This window comes from Streptomyces sp. NBC_00464 (assembly GCF_036013915.1).
Classification (GTDB): Bacteria; Actinomycetota; Actinomycetes; order Streptomycetales; family Streptomycetaceae; genus Streptomyces.
Map to the genome: position 1 here is coordinate 3,770,794 of NZ_CP107899.1, position 23,135 is coordinate 3,793,928.

The 23,135-nt window shown below is 68.9% G+C and carries 36 protein-coding genes and 1 pseudogene; 10 read left to right on the forward strand and 27 right to left on the reverse strand.

Translation table 11 applies throughout. The features are described from left to right. Positions 1–97: 97 nt before the first annotated feature. The 4 genes from OG912_RS16900 to OG912_RS16915 all read left to right on the forward strand — a co-directional run bounded on the left by OG912_RS16900 (position 98) and on the right by OG912_RS16915 (position 2,021). Positions 98–280 (forward strand): hypothetical protein, encoded by a 183-nt coding sequence (locus OG912_RS16900; RefSeq protein ID WP_327710054.1) that lies wholly within the window; start codon positions 98–100, stop codon positions 278–280. Between the two features lie 156 nt (positions 281–436). Beyond that, positions 437–1,351, forward strand: coding sequence for a hypothetical protein (locus tag OG912_RS16905; protein WP_327710055.1), 915 nt, complete (start codon positions 437–439; stop codon positions 1,349–1,351). Between the two features lie 98 nt (positions 1,352–1,449). Further along, on the forward strand, positions 1,450–1,782 hold the full coding sequence (locus OG912_RS16910; protein ID WP_327710056.1) for a DUF6233 domain-containing protein: 333 nt from the start codon (positions 1,450–1,452) through the stop codon (positions 1,780–1,782). A gap of 26 nt (positions 1,783–1,808) precedes the next feature. After that, positions 1,809–2,021: a hypothetical protein gene (locus OG912_RS16915; RefSeq protein ID WP_327710057.1), complete on the forward strand. Its 213-nt coding sequence runs from the start codon at positions 1,809–1,811 to the stop codon at positions 2,019–2,021. 56 nt (positions 2,022–2,077) lie between these two features. Here OG912_RS16915 and OG912_RS16920 read toward each other — a convergent pair whose 3' ends face one another. Further along, complete coding sequence (locus OG912_RS16920; RefSeq protein ID WP_327710058.1) at positions 2,078–2,623, reverse strand: hypothetical protein; 546 nt, start codon at positions 2,621–2,623, stop codon at positions 2,078–2,080. A 298-nt stretch (positions 2,624–2,921) separates the two neighbouring features. Here OG912_RS16920 and OG912_RS16925 point away from each other — a divergent pair, with 298 nt between their 5' ends. After that, the gene (locus OG912_RS16925) at positions 2,922–3,458 is read left to right on the forward strand and encodes a hypothetical protein (protein WP_327710060.1); all 537 of its coding nucleotides are present in this window, start codon (positions 2,922–2,924) and stop codon (positions 3,456–3,458) included. Between the two features lie 4 nt (positions 3,459–3,462). Here OG912_RS16925 and OG912_RS16930 read toward each other — a convergent pair whose 3' ends face one another. From OG912_RS16930 to OG912_RS17050, 25 genes and pseudogenes are all read right to left on the reverse strand, one after another. Beyond that, on the reverse strand, positions 3,463–4,212 hold the full coding sequence (locus tag OG912_RS16930; protein ID WP_327710061.1) for a hypothetical protein: 750 nt from the start codon (positions 4,210–4,212) through the stop codon (positions 3,463–3,465). Between the two features lie 92 nt (positions 4,213–4,304). Continuing rightward, positions 4,305–4,970 carry a DUF6011 domain-containing protein gene (locus OG912_RS16935; protein ID WP_327710062.1) on the reverse strand — a complete coding sequence of 222 codons (666 nt, stop codon included), beginning with the start codon at positions 4,968–4,970 and terminating at the stop codon, positions 4,305–4,307. Then, positions 4,967–5,143, reverse strand: coding sequence for a hypothetical protein (locus OG912_RS16940; RefSeq protein ID WP_327710063.1), 177 nt, complete (start codon positions 5,141–5,143; stop codon positions 4,967–4,969). The genes OG912_RS16935 and OG912_RS16940 overlap by 4 nt, the downstream gene beginning before the upstream one ends. Continuing rightward, positions 5,136–5,711 (reverse strand): hypothetical protein, encoded by a 576-nt coding sequence (locus OG912_RS16945; protein WP_327710064.1) that lies wholly within the window; start codon positions 5,709–5,711, stop codon positions 5,136–5,138. The genes OG912_RS16940 and OG912_RS16945 overlap by 8 nt, the downstream gene beginning before the upstream one ends. After that, positions 5,708–6,199, reverse strand: coding sequence for a hypothetical protein (locus tag OG912_RS16950; RefSeq protein WP_327710065.1), 492 nt, complete (start codon positions 6,197–6,199; stop codon positions 5,708–5,710). The genes OG912_RS16945 and OG912_RS16950 overlap by 4 nt, the downstream gene beginning before the upstream one ends. A gap of 71 nt (positions 6,200–6,270) precedes the next feature. Further along, entirely contained in the window at positions 6,271–6,447 is a 177-nt protein-coding gene (locus OG912_RS16955) for a hypothetical protein (protein WP_327710066.1), read from the reverse strand. Beyond that, positions 6,447–6,995 carry a single-stranded DNA-binding protein gene (gene ssb / locus OG912_RS16960; RefSeq protein WP_327710067.1) on the reverse strand — a complete coding sequence of 183 codons (549 nt, stop codon included), beginning with the start codon at positions 6,993–6,995 and terminating at the stop codon, positions 6,447–6,449. Before ssb ends, OG912_RS16955 begins: the two co-directional genes overlap by 1 nt. 25 nt (positions 6,996–7,020) lie before the next feature. After that, on the reverse strand, positions 7,021–7,914 hold the full coding sequence (locus OG912_RS16965; RefSeq protein WP_327710068.1) for a hypothetical protein: 894 nt from the start codon (positions 7,912–7,914) through the stop codon (positions 7,021–7,023). Next, entirely contained in the window at positions 7,911–8,207 is a 297-nt protein-coding gene (locus OG912_RS16970; RefSeq protein ID WP_327710069.1) for a hypothetical protein, read from the reverse strand. The genes OG912_RS16965 and OG912_RS16970 overlap by 4 nt, the downstream gene beginning before the upstream one ends. Before the next feature lie 215 nt (positions 8,208–8,422). Further along, a pseudogene (locus OG912_RS40065) lies at positions 8,423–8,503 on the reverse strand (zinc finger domain-containing protein); the annotation flags it as partial. Beyond that, on the reverse strand, positions 8,503–9,210 hold the full coding sequence (locus OG912_RS16980; RefSeq protein ID WP_327710071.1) for a zinc finger domain-containing protein: 708 nt from the start codon (positions 9,208–9,210) through the stop codon (positions 8,503–8,505). The gene OG912_RS16980 and the pseudogene OG912_RS40065, both read right to left, overlap by 1 nt. Next, a complete protein-coding gene (locus OG912_RS16985; protein WP_327710072.1) occupies positions 9,207–10,166 on the reverse strand; it encodes a helix-turn-helix domain-containing protein in 960 nt (319 codons plus the stop codon). The genes OG912_RS16980 and OG912_RS16985 overlap by 4 nt, the downstream gene beginning before the upstream one ends. A 105-nt stretch (positions 10,167–10,271) precedes the next feature. Beyond that, a complete protein-coding gene (locus OG912_RS16990) occupies positions 10,272–11,120 on the reverse strand; it encodes a DUF2303 family protein (protein ID WP_327710073.1) in 849 nt (282 codons plus the stop codon). Beyond that, the gene (locus OG912_RS16995; protein ID WP_327710074.1) at positions 11,120–11,512 is read right to left on the reverse strand and encodes a hypothetical protein; all 393 of its coding nucleotides are present in this window, start codon (positions 11,510–11,512) and stop codon (positions 11,120–11,122) included. The genes OG912_RS16990 and OG912_RS16995 overlap by 1 nt, the downstream gene beginning before the upstream one ends. Then, a complete protein-coding gene (locus tag OG912_RS17000; protein WP_327710075.1) occupies positions 11,509–11,811 on the reverse strand; it encodes a hypothetical protein in 303 nt (100 codons plus the stop codon). The genes OG912_RS16995 and OG912_RS17000 overlap by 4 nt, the downstream gene beginning before the upstream one ends. Before the next feature lie 80 nt (positions 11,812–11,891). Next, on the reverse strand, positions 11,892–12,176 hold the full coding sequence (locus OG912_RS17005; RefSeq protein ID WP_327710076.1) for a WhiB family transcriptional regulator: 285 nt from the start codon (positions 12,174–12,176) through the stop codon (positions 11,892–11,894). Further along, the gene (locus tag OG912_RS17010) at positions 12,173–12,454 is read right to left on the reverse strand and encodes a hypothetical protein (protein ID WP_327710077.1); all 282 of its coding nucleotides are present in this window, start codon (positions 12,452–12,454) and stop codon (positions 12,173–12,175) included. Before OG912_RS17010 ends, OG912_RS17005 begins: the two co-directional genes overlap by 4 nt. Beyond that, positions 12,451–13,926 carry a UvrD-helicase domain-containing protein gene (locus tag OG912_RS17015; protein WP_327710078.1) on the reverse strand — a complete coding sequence of 492 codons (1,476 nt, stop codon included), beginning with the start codon at positions 13,924–13,926 and terminating at the stop codon, positions 12,451–12,453. The genes OG912_RS17010 and OG912_RS17015 overlap by 4 nt, the downstream gene beginning before the upstream one ends. 75 nt (positions 13,927–14,001) lie before the next feature. After that, positions 14,002–15,276 (reverse strand): AAA family ATPase, encoded by a 1,275-nt coding sequence (locus OG912_RS17020; protein WP_327710079.1) that lies wholly within the window; start codon positions 15,274–15,276, stop codon positions 14,002–14,004. Then, positions 15,273–15,569, reverse strand: a complete 297-nt coding sequence (locus tag OG912_RS17025; RefSeq protein ID WP_327710080.1) for a hypothetical protein — start codon at positions 15,567–15,569, stop codon at positions 15,273–15,275. Before OG912_RS17025 ends, OG912_RS17020 begins: the two co-directional genes overlap by 4 nt. Then, positions 15,566–15,820 carry a hypothetical protein gene (locus tag OG912_RS17030; RefSeq protein ID WP_327710081.1) on the reverse strand — a complete coding sequence of 85 codons (255 nt, stop codon included), beginning with the start codon at positions 15,818–15,820 and terminating at the stop codon, positions 15,566–15,568. The genes OG912_RS17025 and OG912_RS17030 overlap by 4 nt, the downstream gene beginning before the upstream one ends. Continuing rightward, positions 15,820–16,437 carry a hypothetical protein gene (locus OG912_RS17035; protein ID WP_327710082.1) on the reverse strand — a complete coding sequence of 206 codons (618 nt, stop codon included), beginning with the start codon at positions 16,435–16,437 and terminating at the stop codon, positions 15,820–15,822. Before OG912_RS17035 ends, OG912_RS17030 begins: the two co-directional genes overlap by 1 nt. Next, a complete protein-coding gene (locus tag OG912_RS17040; protein WP_327710084.1) occupies positions 16,434–17,180 on the reverse strand; it encodes a BN159_2729 family protein in 747 nt (248 codons plus the stop codon). The genes OG912_RS17035 and OG912_RS17040 overlap by 4 nt, the downstream gene beginning before the upstream one ends. Beyond that, a complete protein-coding gene (locus tag OG912_RS17045; protein WP_327710085.1) occupies positions 17,177–17,761 on the reverse strand; it encodes a sigma-70 family RNA polymerase sigma factor in 585 nt (194 codons plus the stop codon). The genes OG912_RS17040 and OG912_RS17045 overlap by 4 nt, the downstream gene beginning before the upstream one ends. Positions 17,762–17,840: 79 nt before the next feature. Beyond that, positions 17,841–18,344 carry a hypothetical protein gene (locus OG912_RS17050; RefSeq protein WP_327710087.1) on the reverse strand — a complete coding sequence of 168 codons (504 nt, stop codon included), beginning with the start codon at positions 18,342–18,344 and terminating at the stop codon, positions 17,841–17,843. Positions 18,345–18,573: 229 nt separating this feature from the next. Between OG912_RS17050 and OG912_RS17055 the strand changes: the two genes are divergently transcribed. The 4 genes from OG912_RS17055 to OG912_RS17070 all read left to right on the forward strand — a co-directional run bounded on the left by OG912_RS17055 (position 18,574) and on the right by OG912_RS17070 (position 21,783). Then, complete coding sequence (locus OG912_RS17055; protein WP_327710088.1) at positions 18,574–18,987, forward strand: helix-turn-helix domain-containing protein; 414 nt, start codon at positions 18,574–18,576, stop codon at positions 18,985–18,987. Between the two features lie 166 nt (positions 18,988–19,153). Further along, entirely contained in the window at positions 19,154–19,372 is a 219-nt protein-coding gene (locus OG912_RS17060; protein WP_327710090.1) for a hypothetical protein, read from the forward strand. Positions 19,373–19,385: 13 nt separating this feature from the next. Further along, the gene (locus OG912_RS17065) at positions 19,386–20,765 is read left to right on the forward strand and encodes a tyrosine-type recombinase/integrase (protein WP_327710091.1); all 1,380 of its coding nucleotides are present in this window, start codon (positions 19,386–19,388) and stop codon (positions 20,763–20,765) included. A 49-nt stretch (positions 20,766–20,814) separates the two neighbouring features. Further along, entirely contained in the window at positions 20,815–21,783 is a 969-nt protein-coding gene (locus tag OG912_RS17070; protein WP_327710093.1) for a hypothetical protein, read from the forward strand. Between the two features lie 416 nt (positions 21,784–22,199). Here OG912_RS17070 and OG912_RS17075 read toward each other — a convergent pair whose 3' ends face one another. Then, on the reverse strand, positions 22,200–22,430 hold the full coding sequence (locus tag OG912_RS17075) for a hypothetical protein (RefSeq protein WP_326737404.1): 231 nt from the start codon (positions 22,428–22,430) through the stop codon (positions 22,200–22,202). Between the two features lie 165 nt (positions 22,431–22,595). Between OG912_RS17075 and OG912_RS17080 the strand changes: the two genes are divergently transcribed. Further along, the gene (locus tag OG912_RS17080; RefSeq protein WP_327710094.1) at positions 22,596–22,922 is read left to right on the forward strand and encodes a helix-turn-helix domain-containing protein; all 327 of its coding nucleotides are present in this window, start codon (positions 22,596–22,598) and stop codon (positions 22,920–22,922) included. Positions 22,923–23,135: the final 213 nt, after the last annotated feature.

A 23,135-nucleotide genomic window follows, 5' to 3' on the forward strand; every position in this document is an offset into this window, starting at 1 on the left:
CTTCGACGCGGGCGGACGCCTGCTGTATGTCGGTCTGGGTCGAAACCCAATGGGCAGGTGGTCCTCTCAGGCGGATCAGCATGAGTGGTGGCCCAAAGTGACCTGGCATGCGACCCGCGGAGAAGCGGCGGCCGCGGAGAAGCAGGCGATCCGGAGCGAGGCACCGGTCCACAACATCCACAGCGCTGTGAGGCACGGGCTGGCCACGGGGGCGGGCGTACGTAGTGCGCTCGGCGGCCGTCGGAACTTCGCCGAACTCTCCAAGGGCGTTTCTGAGTAGCGCCAGCGCGTCGGGTCCCCGTTCTCCTGCCCGGTGGGCGGGGGCTTCATGCTGTGGGTTAAGTCGTCTGTTGTGGCGTATGGCGCTCTATCAGTAACAAGGTGTGTTCTAGCGGTCGTTGGACATGCGAGGTGCCTGGCGGCATGCTGATCGACCATGTCGAGCAGCGGTGAAACGCCCCCTCAATCCACCCAGCGCAGGTCTCTCCGCAGCACCGTGCGGCGTAGTTTCCTCGGCTTCGTTATCGGTGGCAGCGTCGTGATCGCAGTGATGCTGGGTGCCCTTGTGTACGGCGAAGTTAACGGCAATCCCCCGAGCGCCCTGGTGCTGCAAGCTCTGACGGCTGCGCTGGGCCTTGCCTACATGATCTGGGCCCGGCCGGAACGGCTGGAAGACGAAAGCATCGATGAGAGTCGGCGACGGTTGACTCGGGCCGAGGGAGACCTGGAGCGCGCTCTGCGTAACGACGTCGTTGCTACTCATGGCGTTGTGATCCACGGCACAGTGCAAGGCGACCTGGTGCTGGGGCCGCGACAAGCGGAGGGGGATGTGGATGCCGACGACGGCGGCTCGCGGGATGGATCGGCCGTACAGGGTGTCGGCACGCAGCACCTTGCCTTGGCGGAACTGTGGGCTGCCACGCATGCGCGGCTGGAGCTTTATCACAAGATCGCTACCAGCCAGGCTAAGCAGTCGTTTCTCAATGCGCAGGTGGCGATGGTGGTCGGGTTTGTGCTGCTCGTTGCGTTCGTTGTTGTGGCGCTGCAGGCGAGTACGACAGCAGGCAGCGTTATTGCTGGTGGCCTTGGCGCCGTCTCGGCTGCGCTTGCCGGTTTCGTAAGTAAGACCTTCGTGCGATCGCAAGAGGCGTCTGCGAGTCACCTGCGGTCGTACTTTGATCAGCCGCTGGAGCTATCCCGATTTCTGGCTGCAGAGCGGTTGATCGCTGACAGCAAGTTGAGCGACGAACAGCGAGCGGAAGTGTTGATGGTGTTGGTGCAGGCGATGGTCGCGGGTCCTCCGCAGCCTGGGGAAGCCGGCCCGGAGGTTCCAGCCGCGGCCGGGCGCTGATCCATGCGCAGCCTGCTGTGTCACCTCGCGGGCTCTGTGGCGGTCGTGTCCTGGCCGCCGGGCTTCGTGCTGCTCCCCCCGGTCGTACACTCGAACATGTGTCCGAAGATTTCTCGAAGGTTGAGCAGCTCCAGTTTCTGGTCCGTGTCCGGGAGCAGGACCTGACCCGGGCCCGTGGCTGGCTCGACGCTGAGGAGCGGCGCCTGGCGGAGCTTGCCGCGCGCCGGCTCCCGCCTCCGCCGCCGGACTGGGTGGTCGAGCAGGGCATCGGCGTCGGACGCCGAACAGTTGCTGTGCATCAGGGCTGGTGCACGATGGCCGGATCCCGGACGAAGGCGATCACACGGGACCAGGTACTGCGGCTGCTCGCGGAGGATGGCCGGCTCGCGTGCCAGCAGTGCCGGCCGGACACCGAGCTCGGCGTGCTGTGACCGCCTGGCCGACGCACGATGGAGACATGCGCTCCGCACCGATCGTCGTGCATCGGCCATCACCCAGCGGCGGCCGCCGTGTCACCGCGTACGGGACGATCCTCGGCCTGGCCCACGACGACCACGACCTGATCGAGTTCCTCCGCAGGGCCGGACTACCGGACTCGGAGACGCTGATCGACGACCCGCGGTGGGTTGAGTGGCGAGGCGGCCGCGCCCACCAATGGGACGCGGCCTGACGCAACTACGTCCCCCTCCGCGGTATCGCCGCGGAGGGGGACGTGGTCGTCTGGCGCTACTGCCCGCGAACCTTGCGCAGGGCGCGGCGCGTCAGTTCGACGGCCCACTTGATGGCCTCGTCCGAGGTGAGGGGGCAGTTGACCACGTACTTGTGGCCCTCACGTACGTCGCGGAAGTGGATGCAGTCCGTGCTGATGTCGGCGACGTCGTCTCGGTTCAGCCGGAGCGTGAGACCACCGTTCGCCGGCTTGACGTACGCGACTGCGCCGTAGCGGCGCTGTCCGGCATCACGAACCATGAGGTAGTCCGTCTGCCCGTCCTTCGTTCGTACGGATGTCCCGGTCACAATCTCAATTCTGCCGAGTTCGCGGACGGCCTTGAGGTACGCCAGCACTCCTCGGCTGGTGTCGGCGCTGCGTTCCCTGCTCTCGACGTAGAGCTCGATCTCGAACGTGTCCATGTCGGTGCCGGAGACCGGGGTGTCGGCCATTTCGGACTCGGATGCAGCCGAGTTCTCGGTGCTCTGTCCGCCTCCTTTCTCGGTGAGGCGGAGAAATTCTGCGATCTCCTCGGGCGGTCCTTCCAGGTGCGTGTACTTCATCACTAAGCCCCCTCGTCAGATGGCACGCTCATGCGTGCACATCCTGACTGTAGTGACACTTGCGCGTGAACACCAACACTCACGCGCGTGAGGGTTCTACTCACGCGTGAGTCCGAGGTGTGCACTCATCGGGTCCAGGTGCGGCCGCAGTTGTTGCAGTGGCGGTGGGTGCTGTGTCGGCACTGCGTTGGAGGTCGAGGGGGCCACCGCGGATCGAGGCGGTGGAGATGCCTGTCGTTGCTGCATCGGACCTGCCATCCGTAGGACGCAGCCTGACTGCTGCTCGTAGTCTCCCGCCATGAGATGGGGAGACGTGGGCCGGACGGTATGGGCGTGGCCATGGGCAAACATCGGCGCTGGGCTGGCTGTTGTGTTCGCCGGAGCGGCCCTGATAGTCAGCTGGCGAGCGGCACGGGATGGGAAGCGGTCAGCGGACGCATCCGTGAAGTCGGCGGACGCCGCAGTCGCCTCCGTCGAGGAGGCTCGGCTGTCACGAAGGTTGGCGGAGCAGGCTCTTCTCGACCAGCGACAGGAAGCTGCTGAGCGCCGGATGGCTGAGGCTGAGGCCAACCGGCCCAAGCCGTTCTTCGTCATTGAGCGCTCATCCGCTCAGATCTTCTACCTCCGCAATACAGGGACGGGGCGGGCGACGGGCGTGACGCTGAGCGCGAGAGAGGCGCCCTACATCTTTCAGGGCGTCACGGATGAAGACATGGCCCCGAACGTAGGCGTGAAGTTCAGCATGGTGGGTGCCGCCGGTAGGCCCATTCCGGCAACGCTGTATCTGACTTGGGACGGCCAGAGCGAGGAAGAGGCCGTGGCCGTCCCAAGGTGATCCATTAGCTCGGTGGCTGGGTCCAGGTGCGGCCGCACTTGGCACAGCGGACGACAGGGGCGGCGCCGGCTCCGCCGTGGAGGTCGAGGGGGCCGTCGCAGATCGGGCATCGGATGTCGAGGCGGGCTCGGTTGTCGCCGATGTCGAGAGCACGCTCGACCAGGCGGGCGGACATGGCGGCGACGACGTCGATGCGGTGCTGCTCCTCGTCGGTGAGGGGTCGCCACGGTCCACGGACGCCTTGCGTGCGGGCGAGGAGCCAGAGCGCGGCCAGGGGCGCGGTGCGCTGGCCGGTGTAGCGCCAGCGGCGGGGGTCCTTTGCTTGGCGGAGGGCGAGCTGGTTGCGGCGGCGGTCGTCTGATTCGGCGGTGCGGCGGGCGCGCGGATCGTCGGGCCAGGAGCGGCGGGCCGGGGCGGGGGTGATCGGGGCGTGCTGGATGGCGGCCGCGGTCTGGTCGGCGAGCTCGATGAGCCCGGCCTCGACGGTTCGGATGGTGTCGAGGACGTCGATGCGGAGGGGGGCGGCGGTCCAGCCGACTTGGTCGGGGGAGCGTTCGAGGGCGCGGAGGGCAGCGGCGCGGTAGCCGGCGGCCTCGCGTTCTTCGTCGGTCTGGGCGCGGGCGGAGATGATGCCGATGCCCATGGTGGGGGGCCAGGTGGTGGGGCGGGTGGCGAGGGCGTCGTTGAGGTCGCGCCAGTGGTAGACGACGGTGAAGAGGTGCTGGTCGGTGCGGGTGTTCTGGGTGGTGTTCATCGTGCGCTCCGTGGCGGGGTGGGGCGTAGGGTGATCAACACCTGGGGGCGCACCCGGTCTTGGCGGACGGTGGGTGCGCCCCTACTGCATGCTCAGCTCGGGGCGGGGTCTGCGCCGGATGCGCGGCGGCAGTCGGGGTAGTCGCGGGACAGGTGGTAGCGCGGGACCAGGTACTCGTCCTCCCCGGGCGTCGGCATGGGGCCGGTCCAGGTGATGCCGGTGCTGGTGATCGGCTGGCCGCAGTGGGCACAGGCGCGCGGGCGGCTGTCGATGTCGGCGATCCACGCGGCGCAGACGGCGGCAACCTGAATCAGCTCGGCGCGGAGCTTGGCCGGGTCGGACTCGGCAAACGCCTCCATGACCTCTTCGATGAGGACGTGCATCCAAGTGCCGTCGCCGCGCGCGAACGCTGCCTGGCACCCCTCGCGGGCCTTGTCGGCTTCCAGCGCGAGCGGCAGGCTTCCGGTGCCGTCGGGATGGTGCTGGTCGCCCCACTTGGCGAGCTGCGCCTGGCGCTCGGTGTCGATGAGGCGGGCGAAGCGGAGCAGGCGGGGAGTGGCGAAGCGGAGAGGGTGGTACGTCGTCGATGCCGGGTCGGTGTCGTCCACGTGGTGCTCCTCGAAGGTGAGTTGGTCGGGGCCTGTGGTGCGGCGGCCGCGGGGCAGGTGGAACTTCTCGGTGCAGAAGGGGCCGATGCCGGCCGCCCTCGACTCGGGGTCGAGGAGCGGCCGGTGGCACACCCCGCAGGTGTCCGTCATGGGGCGAGTGACCCCGTCCAGCTGGCGAGCTCCTCGGTGGTGGCGGTGTGCGCCTGGACCAGGTCCTCGCGCTCAAGGAGCAGGTCCTGCAGAGCGGTCCAGCTGGTGCGGGGGTCCGCGGTGGGCAGCAGCGCCCGGATCTCGGCGAGGCGGGCCTCGGTCAGCTCAGGCACCGGCGGTCTCCAGCTGCTGAGCGAGGTGGGCGGCGCGCTGTTCCGTCTTGCACTGGCCGCAGTAGGCCCGGCCGTCCGACTCGTACTTGCCGTGTTCGGCCTGGTCGTGGCCGTGGACGCATTCGGCCGGGCGCTTCTGTCCGCCGGCCAGGTAGCGCAGCTGCTCGCGGGTGAGCTGGCGGCCGGGCTCGTCGTCCACGTGGTCGGGTGAGACGCAGTGGAAGTAGCCGCACTCGGAGTAGGCGTACCCCTCCGGGGCTCGGCCGGTGCGCAGCCGGAAGGCGATGGCGGCCGCGGTGTGGCACTGGTCCTTGTAACGGAGGACTGGGGTTCGGGAGGTCGACCCGTGTTCTCCCGTCCACGCGAGGTGGCCGCCTTCGACGGGGCGCGTCTTGCTCCGCCACTTCTGTTCGAGGGTGAGCGGTTGCGGCTGGACGTTGGGGAGGCCGAGCTCGCGACGGATGCGGCCGACGCGGTGCTTGTCGACGCGGAGGGTACGGGCGATGCCGCTATTGGAGAGCTGGCCTCGGCGGAGAAGGGCGGTGATCTCGTCGTCGGTGGCGTTCATCGGCTGCCGTCCGGGTCTGCCTGGACGCTGGCACGGAGGACGTCGTCGACTGTGACAGAGACCGGTCCGTCCTCGGCTTCGTGGACCAGGCGCCAGCGCTTTGCGGTGCGGTCCCACTCGATGTGTTCGTCGCCGGTGCTGTTGCTGATGTGCCCGTCCGGCTCGATGTGGAAGAGCACGCCGGCGTCGACGAGGGCGTTGAGTCCTTCGACGGCGCGCTCCCAGGGGCCGGCGGGCGGGAGGCCGAGCTGGGTACGGGCGGCTGTGGGGTAGTGGCCGGTGGCGTCGAGCAGCTGCTCGGCCAGGAGGCGGGTGATGCGGCGCTCCTTGTCGAGGGCGTCCGTCGCGGTGTTCCTCGCGCGGATCGTCTCGATGTGGGAGTTGATCTCCTCGGTGAGCAGGTTCTCAGCTTCGAGGCGGGCGCGGATGGTGGTGAGGTGTGCTTCGACCTCGGCGGTGAGGCGGGCGTGGGTGGTGAGTCCGAACATGGTGGGTTGCTCCTGGCTGCGTGTGCCGGGGGCGGGCGCCCTATCGGCGCCCCAAGTCCGGTCGGTGTTGGTCAGGTGGTGGGTGGCGGGAGTTGATCGAGGGCGTCGCCGATGTCGTCGGAGATCTGGCGCCAGCGGTTGGCGAGGTCCGGGGCGGTGGCGTCGCGGACGGACGCGGCAACGAGAAGGGCTTTGACGATTTCGGATGCGTCGCGGGTGCCGCCGGGGAGGCGGAGGAGGGCGGCCATCAGAACGGGGGCTCGTCGCTGTATCCCTGGCCGCCGCGCTGGCCCTGGGGCTGGTTGGTGTAGCCCTTGGCGTTGTCGACGGCCCAGGGGTCGTCGGCCGGGGGCTGCTGTCCCTGGCGGGTCTGCGGGGGCCGGGTCTGCTGGGCCTGTCCGCGCGGCTGGCTGCCCGCCTGCGCCCCGTTCGTGCTGTTCGTGGCCTTGGTGACCTGGGCGGTGGCGAACGCCAGCGACGGGCCGATGCTGCGGATCATGAGCGCGGTCCGCTCGTGCTTGACCCCGTCCTTCTCCCACGTCTCCGTGCGCAGGTCGCCGGTGACCACGACCTCCATGCCCTTGGTCAGGGTCTCGGCGACGTTCTCCGCCAGGCGCTCCCACACGGTGCCGCGGACGTACATCACGTCGCCGTCCTCCCACTGCTGCGTCTGCTGGTTCAGGCGCCGGGAGTTGAAGGCGAGGGGGACGGAGGCGACGGCCTTCGAGGACTGGGTGAAGCGGAGCTCGGGGTCCGCGGTGAGGCGGCCGACGCCGGTCAGGGTGGGCAGTGCCATGAGCTGATCTCTCTTTCGTGAGGGGCTATCGGGGGTTGCTGACCGGAGTGGACTCGCCCGTGGGGGTGTCCTTCTCCGTCGCGATGGAAGTGGGGTCGGGCCCGTTGCATCCGAGCTGGGCCCGCAGGGGGCCGGTGTGCCGGGGGTTGGTGCAGGGCGGCTCGGCCGCGGCGCGACGCTGCTCGGCGCAGCTCTCGCAGAAGTCACCGCCGCTGTTGCACTGCCAGCGGAGCGCGGTGCGCACGTGGGCGCGGACGACCTCCAGGCGCTCGGCCTTGGTCATGGTGTCGGTGACGATGAAGTCGCCGCGGAACTCGGTGCCGCAGCTGTCGCAGAAGACGCCGAGTCCGCACGGGTACTTCTGGCCGGTCGGGGTGTCGCCCTCGACCGGGCCGCAGTCGGGGCCGGAGCAGTCCTCGCGGGCGCCTCGGTGAGTGGTGAGCCCGCCGTGAGATGGGTCGGGCCCCTCGTTCGCCTCGGCCGGGGAGTTGCATCCGGTGGCGCAGGCGTAGACGAGGGCGCCGAGCGGGGAACGGTGGCCGGTCGGGGTAAGGCCGTGGCCCGCCCCGCACCTGCCGCATGCGGGGCGGGGCAGGTCGGCGACGTGGTCCGGGCACGGTTCGCCAGTCGAGATGGCTCGGCCGCACATGGAGGGTGTCACCATCCGCTGCTCCTCGGTGAGCATGTGGCCGATGTGGTCAGCGGCCCATCGAACTCCGGCGCCGCGTTCGCTGCTCGGGTTGGCCACGGCCCGCAAGGCAGCGATGGCGTCACGGAATGCCGCGGAGCGGATGACCGGGGCTGCTGTGGCAAGAACGGCATCAGCGAGTGACTCGTACGGCGCCATGAATGTGGTGCTCGGGTGGTCCTTCACGGCCTGGATGGCGGCCGCGCGGGCGGCGGCGGGGACGTAGGTCATCGGTTCTTCCTTCTGCCGTGGTCGTCGAGTCGGGTGACTCCGACGGGGAGGGCCAACTGCTCGCGGCGGGCGGGGCAGGTGGCGATGTGCGGGAGGTGGAGGCGCTCCCACCCGTTCAGCGGGAGGTCGTCGGTCGGGCGGCGGGACCGGAGCGTGCCGGTGCCGTCCCGCCAGACCGCGGCGTTCCCGGCGGGGTCTGGGTCGGGATCGACGGCGAGGTTCCGGCCGGCCTCGGTGCGGGTCCAGCGGATCGGGTGGTGGCAGTCGGGGCAGTGCGCGGCTGGTGGGGCCATGGCTGTGTCCGGTTGTGGGTGCGGGTGTGTGCCCGGTCTGCGGCGGTGGTCCGCTCCGGGTGGGGGGCGGCCAGCGGGATACGGATCCCACCGATGACGGCGAAGCACTGGCTGCTTGGGGCGGCGGTGCAGGCCGGGCAGAGCGTCGTCTCGGTGATCCAGTCGATGCGGCGGACATCGTGGGTGGCAGTGCGGCGCACGGCCCCGGTGGCGGGGTTCGTGCACAGCTCACCGGCCGGGGCGTTGCACCAGGAGCAGACGACGTTGAGCTGGGGAAAGCGGGCGCTGGCAGCCATCAGGTGACGTCCTCGTAGGTCGGGGCCGGCTGCTCGGCGGAAGCGGCGAGCGCGGCGGCGGCATCGCGGATGCGCTGCTCGGCGGCCAGGTCCTCGGCCGGATCGGTCGGGGGCAGGCCGGCGGCGAGGCGGCGGGCGTCGTCGAGGCGGGCGGGGTGCACGTCCTGGCGACGGCGGCCGCGGGTCGTGCAGCTGGTGCCGGGCAAGGCCTGGCAGATGCGGCAGCTGATCACGCGGGGGTTCGTGACGCCGGTCGTCGCCTTCGGAATGGCTTGCCCAACGGCGGCGCGGACGGCTGCTGCCCGTCCGGTGTACGGGCCGGACTCGCCGGGCGGGAGAGCGAGGCGGGTGGCGGCGCCGAGGACGGCGGCCGGGGTACGGGGCGGCAGGATGCCGTCGCCTGCGGCCTTTGTCAGAGCGCGGATGGACCGGGCGGACTCAAGGCCGGTCTCGCCCGGGTCGCCGTCGTAGACCAGGCTCGCGGCCTCGATGCGATCGGCGCGGCGGGCCTTGATCTCGGTGATGATCTCGGCAGGGCTGATGAAGGGCTGGCGCGCGGCGACGACGGTGATGGCGGCGCGCGCCTCGATGACGTCGTACGGGGCGAGGATGTCGCCCCAGACGTCCGGGGTGTGTTCGTTGAAGCGCTGCTGCGGGCAGGCGGCGGCGACGTACTTCGCGATCAGGATCGCTTCCTGTGGTGTCACTGTCCCTCCAGCTGGGTGCGGGCGTTGGCTCGGGCCAGGGCGCGGTCGAAGATGTCGGTGCCCGTGTTCGGGTCGAAGCCGGGGGCGGTTGCAGCAGATGTGCGGGTGGGCGTCGGAGTGGTGTTCATGACCTGGTTCACCACGCTGGGGAGCGTTGAGGGGTGGAGACCCTTGGCCATCCAGTGGGCGATACCTCGACGGATGTCGTCGGGATCGATGCGGTCCTCATCGAGGAGGACTCGGATGTGCTTGGCGACTTGGCCGATGACGGAAGAGGGTGGGCGTTTCGCGGCACGGGCCAACCACTCGCCGACGACCGTCTGCGCGGTGACAGGTTCGGGGTTCGCGTCGTCTTCTGGGGCAGCTGTGGCGGCCGGTTCGTTGGCGACCTCTGGCCACGCAGAAGGTTCCTGGTGGTTGGACTGGTGGTTATTGGTGGTTAGGGGGGCACTGAGTGCGTGACATGCGGACGCAGAGTGCGTGACATCACGCATTTCAAGTGCGTGACTCACGGACTCAGAGTGCGTGACACACTCCTCTGTCACGTCGTCAGAGTGCGTGACATCTGGCTTCGTCACAGACTCTCCGTGTGTGACCGTCACGGACTCGGGAGGCGTGACGCGCCTCTGACGTGACCGGCGCTGTCGCTCCGCCGCCTGCTTCTTCGCGTCCTCCGCCTCGGCCTCCAGCTCCGCCCAGTCGAAGGCCGGCCGCTTTGCTGACAGCGCCAGCCGCCACTTCGTACGGCCACCAACCGACCCGTCCCGCTGGATCAGACCCGACTTCTCCAGACGACGCAGCGCACGCTGCACCGTCCGCTCGTCGTAGCCGGTGCGGTACTGGATTCGCAGAACGGACGGGTGGGTGTTGCTCCCGTCAGGGCGGGCGTGTTCGGCCAGCACCTGGAGGACATGACGTGCCGTGCTGTCTGGCCGACCCTTGCCGGTCCGCAGCATGGGGGCGTCGTCCATCGCCCAGGTCACAGCCTCTGTGCTCACAGCTCGCCTTCGGTTCGGGGGGTGGTGCGGCCGGCCGGGGAGACCAGCCGCACCAGGGGTGGATCAGCGGGAAGCCGAGGCGCCGTTCAGCACGGCCATCGGGACGTCCGAGTCGATAAGCGTTCGGATGTCGTTGAAGGCCGCGGTGAGGATGTCCTCGGGGCGCTCGATCTTGAAGCCGAGGCGAAGCTCGCCCTTCTGGCGGTCGAGGCGGTACTTGAACCGGGCGGTGACCTTGTACCGCTCGGTGCCCTCGAACGGGGCCAGGGCCAGGACCAGCGTGGCTGGGATGGTGATCTCGCCCTTGTGGCCGGCCTTCGCCTGGACCTCTTCGGCGTACGTGAAGGTCCGCTGCCCGGAGTCGAGGCGCTGCGAGCTCTGGAACTCGGCGGAGGTCGTGGCCTCGAAGGACTGGGCGAGCTCCAGCATCGTCGCGGAGTCCGGCTCGACCAGGTCGACGAGGTTGTCCTCAATGAACTCCGCGAACTGGCCCTGTGTCACCAGCTGGTTGTCCGCCGAAGTCCACGCCCGCCAGGCCGAAGTCTCGCGGAGGCGGAGCTCCAGGCGGTGGCTGCCCCAGCGGGCGTCCTCGGCGGTGTGCGCGTCGAGTACAGCGGTGATGGTGCGGCGCTCGACGTCCGCGTACACCTCGGTGTTGTTGTCGCCGTGCTTGTCGAAGTAGGCGAGGAAGCTGTCGACGTCGCGGACGACGGTGGTGCCCGTCTTCCGCGGGGGCTTCCCGGTGTGCTCCGGGGCGGTGAGGTCGATCTGACGGAACTCACCGCGGCCCAGGGCGATGACGTGGACCTTGCCGGGCTCCAGGATCTGGGGGGCGACGGCCGCCTGGGCGACATCGATGATGGCTTGGGCGCCGCCATCGGACTTGCTGTCGAGGGTGGTCGAGTACGTCATCAGTTCGCGCTCCTGAGCTGGGACTTCGGGGTGGTGGTGGGCTCGACCTCGCGGAGACCCGTGATGACGGGCTGGCGCGGGTCGGTGCGGGAGAGGTTGCCGTCGTCCGTCGCGAAGAAGATCGACTTCGGGCGTTCGGTCTTCGGGAGCCGGGCGGCGACGGTGTCCATGACGGTGAGCGTCCGGCCGTCCGTCCCGGCGATCGGCTTGATGTCGATCTTCAGCGAGAGCGAACCGGCCTTGCCGGTCTCCCGGATCGCCTCGATCAGCTCGTGCAGCCTCGTGCTGAGCTCGTCGTGCAGCTGGCCGCCGGACTGCTCCTGGAGGAACGAGGCGAACGGTCGGATGACCGGCTCGGTCTCCTCGGCGACGGGCTTCGTGGTTGTGCTCATGACTTCCTTTCGCGGACTGCGTGCTGTGCTGCGCGGTAGGTGGAGGCGGAGGCTCGGCGCTTGCCGGAGGCGACCGCCCGCTGGTCGAAGAGCGCGGACGCGCTCTGGGGTGACGGCGTGGACCAGGCGCCCGCCGGCCAGCCCGGCCCCGGCGGTGACTCCGCCCGGCCGCCGAGTGCGGCCGGTGTGTGGAGCGGGCACCGGGGACCGGTCAGGTACGGGCGGACCGCGTCGAGGGCGCGGCAGTATCGGCGGGCGTCGCCGATCCAGTGCCTGCACTCGGGCGGGGTCTCCGTCACCGGGGGTCCTCTCGGGGTGGTGGGTGAGTGGGTGGCCTGGTGCGCGGCCGGTGTGGGGTGGCACGGCCGCGCACCAGGAGTCAGGCGGCGCGCTGCTGTTTCGGCTGCGCGCCGGGGCGGCGTCGGGCCAGCGCGTACCGCTGTTTGCCGGAAAGGCCTCCGCGGATTCCGTACCGGCCGGACTCGCCTCGGCCGTTCTCCTCCGCCATGGCCGAGTCCAGGCAGCCGGAGCGGATCGGGCAGATCAGGCAGGTCTGCTTCGCTGCACGCCGGTCAGCGTTGGAGGTGGAGTCGGTTCCCTCGACGAACCACAGCTCGCGGTCGCAGCCCAGGCAGAGCGCCTTCGTCCAGTTGATGTCGGTCATCGGGTGCCGTCCTCTCCGGCGTGGGTGGGGGCGTCGGGCCAGATCGACCAGCAGTCAGTGAGGTCGGCGGACGGGTTGCCCGGGGCGGTCTCGATCCGGGCTTCAGCGATCGCTACGCGCAGCCGATCGAGGCCCTCGACGTACCCGGCGGCGAACAGCACCGGCTGCTCGTCGGCGTCGTCGTCCTGCATGGCGACGCGGCACAGACCGACGGCGCAGAACAGGGTCCCGGCCCAGCACACGGCGAGCACGATCCCGACCCACTCAGCGATGCTCATGCGGCCACCGCCGTGACGCTGTCGACCCAGGCCAGGGCCTCGCAGTCGAGGACCTGCCGGGCCCGGGTCACCGCGACGTACGCGAGGCGCCCCTCCTCCCGGGGGAGGAGCACGTGGCCGGTCTCCGGCTGCGGCTTCGGCGCCCGGAAGTCCGAGTGGATCCGCACCCGGTTCCACTCCCGGCCCTTCGCCTTGTGCGCGGTGGAGACGACCAGCTCGGCGCGGTCCTCCGCCACCAGCGCGTCGGCCGCGGTGAGGATCCGGCCGGTGCCGTGCTCATCGATGAGCCGGACCAACACCTTCAGCGAGCCGTCCTCCTCCTCGGCGTACTCGCGGACCGCGTCCCACGACGGGAAGCCGAGCAGCTCTGGGTGGTCGGTGGGCTGGCCGGACTGTAGGGATTCCGCAGCCCAGGCCAGGCGCTTGATGTCCGAACCGCCGCCGACCAGCGCGACGTTGCGCCCGGCAGCCAGGCCCTCCAGGACGATGCCCATCGCGCCGCCGTTGGTGCGGCAGAGGATCGCGTCGGGGTTCCCGACCGGGCCCACGGTGGAGTCGGCCTGGTCGTAGCCGGTGAGGCGGAGCGGGGCGCCGATGACGTGCAGCCACCGGTTCGCCTCGTCCGCGATCGCCGGACCGAAACGGAACGACTGGGAGAGCGTGAGCTCCGGGGCGCCGAGCTCCCGTACGAAGGTGGCCAGGGCGTCGTTCGCGCCGCGCCAGCTGTAGATCTGCTGGGCAGAGTCGCCGACCGCGATCCGTTGCGCGTGCTCCTGGTCCAGGAGCACGGCGGACAGGACATCGTTGGTGTCCTGTGCCTCGTCGAGCAGCACCACATTCGTGCTGAGCTTGGGCCCGGACAGCGCCCACATTTTCAGGTAGTGGTCGTGGCTGAGCTTGAGCACACCAACCTCGTCGCACAGGTCGGCCCACGCAGCGTGCGCTACCGGCAGGACCAGGCCGAGCAGGGCGCGGCGCGGCTCGTCGGTGGTCAGGCCGTCGTACTGCGGGACGTGCTTCGCGAGGATCTCGGGGTCAGAGCTGTGGCACCAGCGGGTGATCGTGTCGAGCACGACACGCATGATCAGCTTCGACGTCATCGCCTTCGGGGCGGTCCCGGCGTCGGTCGGGATCGCCGGGGGCGAGCCGATGATGCCGAGGATCTTTCTGACGTCGAGGGCCTGACCGGCCTGGTGCGCGGTCTGGCGCGGCATGTTGAGGCGGGGCAGGTGCCGGGCGTCGAAGGCCAGGCCGTGCCCGGTCTTGCACAGCACGGTCGACGGGAACGAACGGGCCGCGTCGGCGGCGATCGCCTTGTTGTACGCGACGTATGTCATCCGGCGGCGCGGGTCCGACCGGGCGATCATCTTCAGCGTGCTCGACTTGCCGCATCCGGCGCCGGCCTGGAGCACCAGGTCGATGCCGTCGCCGTACGTGTCGATGGCGTCGCGCTGTTCCGGGGTGGGGTCCACCACTGGGGGTCCTCCTCTCTGGGGTGGTGCGGGCCCGGCCGGGTGACGGCGGCCGGGCCCGCGGATCGTGGTGGATCAGGCGGTCTGAGGGGCGAGCCGGTCGCGCCCAGACTGCTGGGCGACGTCGTCCTCCAGGCCCTGGACCATGGCGGCGAACTCGGCGGCCGGGTTGTCCATGTCGCCGTAGGCGCTGAGCGTGTCGAGGAGCGTCGCGGCCTCGTCGAACGTCAGCTCGTTCGCGGACTCCACCTGGCGGCCGACGATGAGACCGGTCGCGTGCAGCCGCTCCTCGCGCTGGTCCTTCGCCCCGAGCCCGACCTTCGAGAAGCAGGCGTGCATCATTCGCATCTGCGGAGCTGAGACCGGCGACGTGCCAGACGGTGCAGCCGACTGCTCGGACTGTGCGGCGGGAGCAGCACTCGGCGCGGTCGGAGCCGGTGTCGGCGCAGGGGCGGGCTGCGGGCGGAGAGCCGCCCCGTACTCCGCGATCACCTCACCGAGCTTCGACGGCTCCCCCGATTTCGGGTGCAGGAGGTCAACCCCGAGGAGGTTCCGCGCCTTCGCCTGGCCGTGCAGCTCCAGCGCCCGGCTGTACGTCAGGCTCTCGCCGATCAGCTCATCCGTGATCGCCTGGACCGGGTCGACGCCTTGGCCCAGCTGCTCAAGGATCACATCGGCGAAGTCCTCGCCGGGGTGGTGCACGCTGACGTTGTAGAGCGGCTCGTACCGGGTCTTGGTGACGGTGCCCGTGCCCTCGATCATGTCGATCACGACATCGAACTCGTACTCCGAGCCCTCACGCTGGACGGTTTTCACGCCGACCTTCGTGACGGTCTTGCCTTCCATCGAGTAGTCGTTCTTCGTCCGCATCGTGACGATGACGTGCCCGGGGAAGTTCAACAGGGCGTCGAGCATGTCCTGTTCGAGGTCGTTGACCGGCGCCCAGGCGGTGAATTTGCCACCCCGGTTCGTGGACTTCTGGGACTCTGCCTCGACGCGAGCGAGGAGGCCGCCCTTCCCCGCCCAGAAGTGCGACCAGGAGTCGAGGACGAGAACGGCGAGCCGGGCTTCCTCGGCAGCGCGGACTGCCGCGATGAGGTTCTCCGGTGAGCAGAAGGCCATCGGCATGTGGCCGAACTCGTGCCCACCCAAGTCGGGGCGGCCGGGGACGACGGCGTACTTCTTCGCGGAGCCGCGCTCAGTGTCGACGACGCCGATGGTGCCGCCGTCCGCGAGCCGCTCCGCCATGCGGAGGGCGGTCTTGGTCTTGCCGGACCCGCCGGGGCCCTGGAGGGCGATGCGAGCCTTGGCAGTTTCGCGGGTGGCGGGGGCGAAGGTGAACGTGCTCATGCGGTGCTCCGGTTGTCGCGCTGCTGCGGGGTGGTGGTGAGACGGCCGGTCGTGGTGGCGGCGGTGATCCAGGCGGCGGCGTCCTTGGCGGCGCCAAACCGGGCGGTGCGGCGGCGGTTCACCGAATGGGAGTCGGTCGGCTTGGCGCCGTACTTCTCGGCGGAGCGAGCGATCAGGCCGGCGGCCAGCTCTTCGCCGAGCTCGCGGCGGAAGTCTGCGAGCAGGGCGGCCGCGTCGGGGGCGGGCATGCCGCCTGCGACGAGACCCCGGTAGGCCTTCGAGTACGCGCTCATCGGGCACCGCCAACGCGGAGCTCGGCGAGCGCGGACCCGTACGACGCACAATCCCAGGAGCAGAACAGCCGCTTCGGCTCGCTGCTCCCGACGACCTCGATCACGACCCAGCCCGGGATGCGGCGCACGCCGCCCGGCTGCGCACCGCAGCCGGCCGTCGCGCACCGGGCCGCGGTCTGAACCTGCTGGGGCGGCTTCGGCTCGCCGGTCATCCCCATGTTCCAGGCCTTCGCGGTCTTGCTGGCAGCCATTAGGCACCGTCCTTCTGGACGAGGAGGAAGTAGCGGCCGTCATGCGGGCCGTGGACGGTGAGGAGGTTGAGAGCGGCGAGCTCGTGCAGGCAGGCGCGGGCGCTCGTACGGCGGCCGCGCTTCGGGTAGCCGAGGTCGGCGTAGACCCGGTCCGCCTTGCCCGTCGACCACCGATGGGTGGGCAGAGTTCGGATGTGCGCGAGCAGCTGCTGCGCCTGGTAGCTCAGGCCGCTGCGGTCCAGCGCAGCCGCAATAGCCGATTTCGGGTTGAGGGGAGCAGGCAGATTCCCCGTCTCCCGCAGCGTCTCCAGCCACGTGGCCGGGTACGACAGATGCCGCCACTGGATCTTCATGAACCGCTGCGGACCGCCGTAGCCCTTCGTCTCGACGGTGACGTTCACCGCCTGCGCGACGTCGGGAATGCCCGGAAGGTCGGCGCGCACCATGTGGTTGGTGCCGTGCCCGATCGTCGGCTCCCAGCCCTGGGGCAGCCACCCGCCGATCTGCATGTAGCTGTGCCCGTAGTAGTCGGGCGCGAGTTCTGTCAGCGACCAGTCGGTGAGGGCCACCGTGCCGTCGATCAGCTCGACCATCGCGGTCGTGTCCATGGCGGTCATGCGCTCTCACCGCCCGCGACGGTCAGCAGCTCACGAACCGGCGACAGCGGACCGGAGAACTCGACGATGTTCGCGAGCGAGCACCGCTCCGGCCGACCGTCGACCGACAGCAACGGCATCCCCTCGGACGACTCGCCCTGGAAGTACCAGGTGTCCCCCTTGATGTCGCGGTACGGGAGCGCCAGGTCGTAGACGACACCGCCGTACCGGCACGGGCGCTTCGCCTGAGCGGCCGCCGCAATTTCGAGCTCGGGTACGTCGTACGCCAGGACGCTGAGCGGCACCCCGCCCCACGACGTCCGGCCGCACGACACGTAGTCGAGGCCCGTCACCTGCGCCTCGGTCAGCCCGAGCGTCTCCATCCACGCTGCCCACCGGGCGCGGTCGGTGATGTGGAGGCTCATGACCACGGTGTCGCCGTCGACCGTCACACCAGTGACGTCCGGCTCGGCCGCGTACTGGGAGCCCATCGCGGCCGCCAACTCACGGGCCCGGCCACACGCGTCGTCCCACGCACGAGCCTGGTCCTCCAGGCCGCTGGTCGGCTCGGCCGAGCTCGGGGCCGGCGGAGTCACCGGCACCCAGCCCTCCGGGCCCCGGCGAAGAACGGCACCGTACGTACGCTCCGGGTCGACAAGAAGATGCTGCTGATCGAGAGCGTGCGCGATCGCCTGCGCGACGTCGCCAGTACCGGCGAGCAGTTCGCGGACAACCTTGATCGTCTGAGGGAGGTTCTTGTTCACGCTGCGACCTCGTAGTTCTGGAGCGCGCGACGGAGGTTCGCCATAGCCCGGAAGCGGAGCATCTTCACGGCGCCCTCGCTCCGGTGCATCACCGCGGCGACCTCGCGGCACGACATGCCCGACCAGGACTGGAGGACGATGACCTGTCGGTGATCGGGCAGGAGGGTATCGAGCGCCTGGCGGACGGGCGCGCCGTCGAACGCGGCGAGCGCGGACACCTCGGCCGAACTCTCGGACTGGTCGAGGAAATCGATATCGTCCGTTGTGACCTCGGGGCGGCGGGCCTTCAACCGGACGTGGTCGACGACGATGTTGCGGGCGATCGTCACCAGCCAGGCGCCAATGTCGGTGCCCTGCCAGGCGAACGAGTCGATGCGGCGGTACGCGCGGAGGAACGTCTCGCTCGTGAGGTCCTCGGCGAGGTAGCTGTCCCGGACGCGGCTGAGGATGTAGCGGTAGACGGGGCCGCGGTGCTCGGTGTACAGGTCAATGAACGCGGTGGCGTTACCGGCACGGGCAGCGGACACGAGGGCGGGCTCCGCTCCCGGCGGGGCGATCTTGGGGCTAGCCTGTGTGGTCAAGGCCTGCCTCCGTTCTCTGTGATGAGGGTGGGTCTGGTGCGGGGTCGGTCCGGGTGCATCCGGTCGGCCCCGTTGTGCGTCAGGCGGGGATCTGCTCGCGGTGCTCGCGCATCGCGCTGAGTACGGCCCGGGGGTCGAACCGGCGGGAACGGCCGACGTAGATCAGGCCCGGCCAGTGCGGGTCGTCCTTGATCTGTCGGTCGATCCAGCTCATGGACTTCCGCAGGAACCCGGCGAGCTCGCGCTGGTCGAGCAGTCGCTCTGGCAGGTCGGAGGGAGCCGACTTCCGCGAAGCCCCGATACGCGGTACGCGTGTAGATGTAGATTCATTGAGCGTCAGAAAGACCGTCTCGAAGAACGCGCCGACCTCCTGGTCGAGCGCCTGGGCGATCAGGCCGGCGGCCCGGTCGCTCGTCTCTTCGCGGGCGGTCTTGCCGGTCCCGACGATGAAGCCGACGTAGGCCGGTGACAGGCCCTTGCCGGTGGGGTCGAGCTCCTTCGTCTGGGCGGCGAGGTGCGGGATGTCCAGCCCGGCCGCCCTTATGGCGGCGCGGAGCGGGGCTCCCTTATCCAGTCGTCGCATGTTGTCCTCCGGCGCATGGCCGAATAGGGGTGTCGCTGGTCGGGGTGACCTGCGATGTCTACAGTCTGCATGTAGATGCATATCGAGTCAAGGGGGCTTAGTGGGGGTGTCGCGACGCTGGGCGGGGGCGCACGGGGGTGATGTAGGTGCGCCGGTGCACTATCAAATACAGGTCACAGTGCCGCGATCTACTTGCGGATGTAGATGCGGATAGTCGACACTCACCGGTGTGACTACAGGCCCGAGCAACCCCGGCGACGACGCCGCCGAGGACCCCGCCCCCACCGGCGAGGACCTGGCAGCCATCCTCACCCGACTCCTTGAGGAGACGGGGCGTACGCAGAAAGAGCTGGCTGCTGAGGCCGGCATCAAATACCCGACGCTGAACGCATGGGTGAACCGGACGCGCGGTACCTCACGCATCGACGCGGACGACCTTCGCTCGATGACCGAGGTCCTCCGCCTCTGGCGGGCGGACGTGACCCCGGCCCAACTGTTCAAGGCGGCGGGGCGCAGGGTGCCCGGACCTACCAGCGAGGAGCGTGAACAGCGACTCCTCCGTATCTACCGCGACCTGCCAACCGAAGGGCAGAGAGCGCTCATTCAATCCGCCGAGGCGATGCGTGCTGCCAGCAGACGGTAGCTAAGGGTTGCCTAAGACAGAGGGGAATATCTTCTTCCGATTGCATATGCCGAAACCCCTCCACAAGTTCTAGACCCGAAGGTAGATTCGGCTACCCGCTGTCCTCCCGTAGCGGCTCAACGCAACTGCGCAGCCCTGGGGGATACCTGTGTGCACTCTCATCGCCGTGGCCGACTCCCAGTCGGAGACCGCCATTTGGGACCCGGACGAGATCACCATCTTCGTCCAAGGGGGCACCCACCCACACGACCTGATCAGAGACCTCGCGGCTCTCCTGGTCGACCTCGGCGCACCCACCACCACCGCCACCGGCGGCGGCCTCGCCTGCTTCTGCGGCGACCCCATCACCATCCCGCACGAAGCGATCGCCGCCGGCACGCTCTGATCAGGAGTCCGCCGTGCAGAAGAAGACGCTGCCCCGCAACCCGCGCCCCAACCCGTCCATGAGGTGCGGCTGTCCGCCGTGCCTCGCGAAGTACCCCGGAGACCGGCAGGCCGTCGACGAACACATCGGTTCGTGGGAGGCCCGGTACACCGACCCACACGGCAAGGGCCGCAGCAAGAACTGGCCGGACGAGACGAAGGCCATCGAGTTCCTGGAGCAGACCCGCACCGAGGTCCGGCAACGCACCTGGCTGGACCCGACCCGGTCCGAGATCACGCTCTGCGCGTGGCATCGGCTGTGGTGGCCGACGCAGACCGGTGAGGAAACCACCCTCGACCGGGACAGTCGCAGCTACCGGAACCACATTGAGCCCCACTGGGGTTCGCTCAAGCTGTACGAGTTCAGCTGGCTCGGGATCCAGACCTGGGTGAACCAGCTGCACGACGAGAACGGCGGGCCACTCGCCGCGAGCAGCGTGGTGAAAGTGTTCCAGATCCTCGACCGGATGCTCGAAGCAGCGAAGCGCGACCGGCGCCTGCCCTTCAACCCGGCCGAGGGAGTGAAGCTGCCGAAGGTGAAGAAGAAGCACCCCGAGGACCGCAGGCCTCCGTCGTACGCGCAGCTGTGGCTGATCCGCGCGCACCTGCCCGACTACATGCACACCCTCCAGATCGTTGCCCAGGAGACCGGCCTCCGCTGGGGTGAGCTGGCCGGCCTCCGCTGGTGCAACGTGGACTTCGCCCGCCGTGTCATCCACGTCCGCGAGGTCCTCACCGAAGTGAAGGGCCAGATTAAGCGCAAGATCTACCCCAAGTCTGATGCAGGCCTGCGCACCGTGCCGATCACCGGTCTTGCCCTGCGCGTTCTCCGCGAGCTCTTGGCCGACGAGCCCGACGCCAGCACGAACCGCTCCGAGGCTGACGCCGGACTGTGTCCGGCCGAGCTCGTCTTCCACGGGCGGAACAAGATCCGGCGCGGAACGAAGAAGAGTGGCTCGGACGGCGAGCCGTACCGGGCGCCACTCCGCCGCAGTGCATTCCGTCGGCTGTGGACCAAGGCCCTCCAGGACTCAGGCGTCGGCCGGACGAAGACGAAGAAGGTCATGGTCGAGGAGACGGACCCGCAGACCGGGCGTACGCGGAAGGTGGAGAAAGAGAGGACGGAGCACTGGCCAGCCTTCCATGACCAGCGCCACAGCTTCGCGTCCCGGTTGCACGACCGCGGTGTGCCAGAGGTGATCGCACAGGAGATCCTCGGACACGAGCGCGCCGGCAAAGTCACCTGGCTCTACACCCACGCCGCCGCCGACTACGCGGGCCAGGTCCTCGCGGCGCTGGAGGAGAAGAAGCCAGGCCGGACCGGTGCCAGGAAGCCGTTGCGCTTGGTCGCTTGATCCTGAAAGTCACTGCCTGAGATCAGGCCCTCCAACTACTGTCCAGATCATGAACAGGGAAGCGCAGCGGCTCGTGTACTCCTCTCGGAAATGGATGCATGCCGCATTCGTGGCATTCTCTGACGGTCCCATGTCGGAGGATATGGCCGTGCATCACGCTGGGGTCGCAGCCGAGCACCTGCTCAAGGCGTACCTGGCCCACTTGCACCCGGCACTCATAGTTGAAGCCAAGGACTTCAACTCAGTACTCCATGCCACCGGGAACGGCGGCCTGGCCTCGGCGCCGAAGAGTCAGGCCAAGACCATCGGGCTTATCGAGGCACATGCTCGCGTGTCGTCGATCATGAAGATGCCCGTCTCCCGGAGGGAGTTGCAGCCTGTCGCTGATGCCCGCAATGGTGTGGCTCACGCAGCCTTTCACGATCCGCCGCAGGTGAACCAGGTGTTCACGTCATGCCTTCGGGTGATCGATTCCCTGCTTCCTTCCCTGCCAGTACTCGACAGCTACTGGGGGCCGTACGAAGGGCTGCATGACAGGTTGCTTGACCAGCGAGTGGAAGATGCCCGCATCCGTTTGGAGGGCAACCTTGCCAGGGCACGCCGAGTCTTCATGGAGCGGTACGGGCACTTCAGCGACAAGGACCGCGAAATGGTGATCGCGGCGATCGCTACCGTTGGCGCGGCAGGCGCCGCGAGTGATTTTGAGAGGGGCGCTGCTTGCCCAGCCTGCGCGTCAAAGGGCCAGCTTCATGGGGAGCCATTCGTTGTTGACGCTAGGGACGACATCCCCGCGTCGGTCGTGTTCACTCCGTTCTTCTTCGACTGTGCAGTGTGCGAACTCCACCTTGAGAGCGAGCAGCTCAAGCAGGTCGGGCTCGGGCGTGACATTCCTACAGAGATGACACCCGCTGAGTACTTCGGGGGCGATGCGGAGCTGGACGAGGGCTATGAGCTTGGTGTGGACGGCCCTGGCGAGGTTGAGGAAAACTCGCCGCCCGAGTCACCCGGCCGGGGGTAGAGCTCCGTGCTGAGCTAGGCCGGTCTACCCCGTGGCTACCCCAGGACTACCCCAGTAGCCGAGTATGCCGAAGGAGGGTCTACGAATGCTTGCGGATGTAGATTCCTGTAGGGCCTGGTGGGGCGGGTACCGGTGGTGACCTGGGGGTCTCCTCTATATAGGGCCGGGTCCTGATAAGGATGAGGCCACAGGTTCAAATCCTGTTAGCCCCACTTGTACGAAGGCCTCTACCGTTCACGGTGGGGGCCTTCGTCGTACGCCGTCTCGCTACGCCCTCCGGGCAGGAGCCGGGCGCGACCGGGGCCGGACGCAGTACGCCGTGTGCACGGTGATCGTGCCGCCCGCCCCCGATGCCCCGTGGATCGTCAAGCGCTCCCCGTTCCTGGCGGCGATCGGCTTGCCGCAGCGGTCGCACATCATCGGTGGGCCTCCCAGCAGGGCCGGCAGCTGCGCGGGAACCAGCGGATCACCGAGCCGTGTGCCTTGAGCAGTCTCGGACCGAGGTCGCGGACCGCGCCCGTGTGCAGGGCGGTGCCGCAGAAGACGCAGTGCACGCCGCGCTGCTGCTGGGACGACAGCCCCATGACGGGCGGCAACGTGACGAGCCGCCTGTCGGGCGGGGCGCCCGGAGTGGAAGGATGGCGCATGGTCGGTCTCCTGGTGATCTCAGGGTTCTGACTGGCCCCGGCCATGCGGAGGTGCGAACTCCGGGCCGGGGCCGTTCTGTTGCTGGGTGGCGACGCCACTTGACGGCAAATTTATGGGACCCCCATAATCGAAGTCAAGCGGCACGCCCGATTCGAAGGAACGGGATGGCCGAGACAGAGCGTGAAGGGCTGGTCGAGCGGGAGGAGGTGCAACGTGTCTTCGATGGCCTGGACGCCGTCGAGTCGATGGAGGACTCACTGGTGAAGGCACAGATCATCAGCCGCCTGCTCAGAGATCAGACCGAGCGCACCAAGAGGCTGAAGGAGCATCGCCGGAGGATCGTGCTGCATCTGCGGTCGCAGAAGGTGACGTACCGAGAGATCGCCGAAAGCCTGGGGGTCTCGATCGGAACCGTGCAGGACATCGAGCGGGGCTACTCCGGGTCCGGGAAGAACCGCCCCAAGAAGAACACCCCGACGACCGGCGAGTAACAGAACGGCCGAGCGGTGTAGAGACCGCCCGGCCGCTGTGACCAGCGGGTCATCACCCCGCCGATCCGAAATCCACCCTGAAGAGAAGGATTCGCCTTCGATCGTAGGGCCAGTACGCGCGCAGTGACCACTCCCGCGCCCTGAACCGTCCGGAAACGGCCCCTCCTTCTGCGACCCCTGCGGCCCATCGGCCGCCCCTCACCCCACGGACTG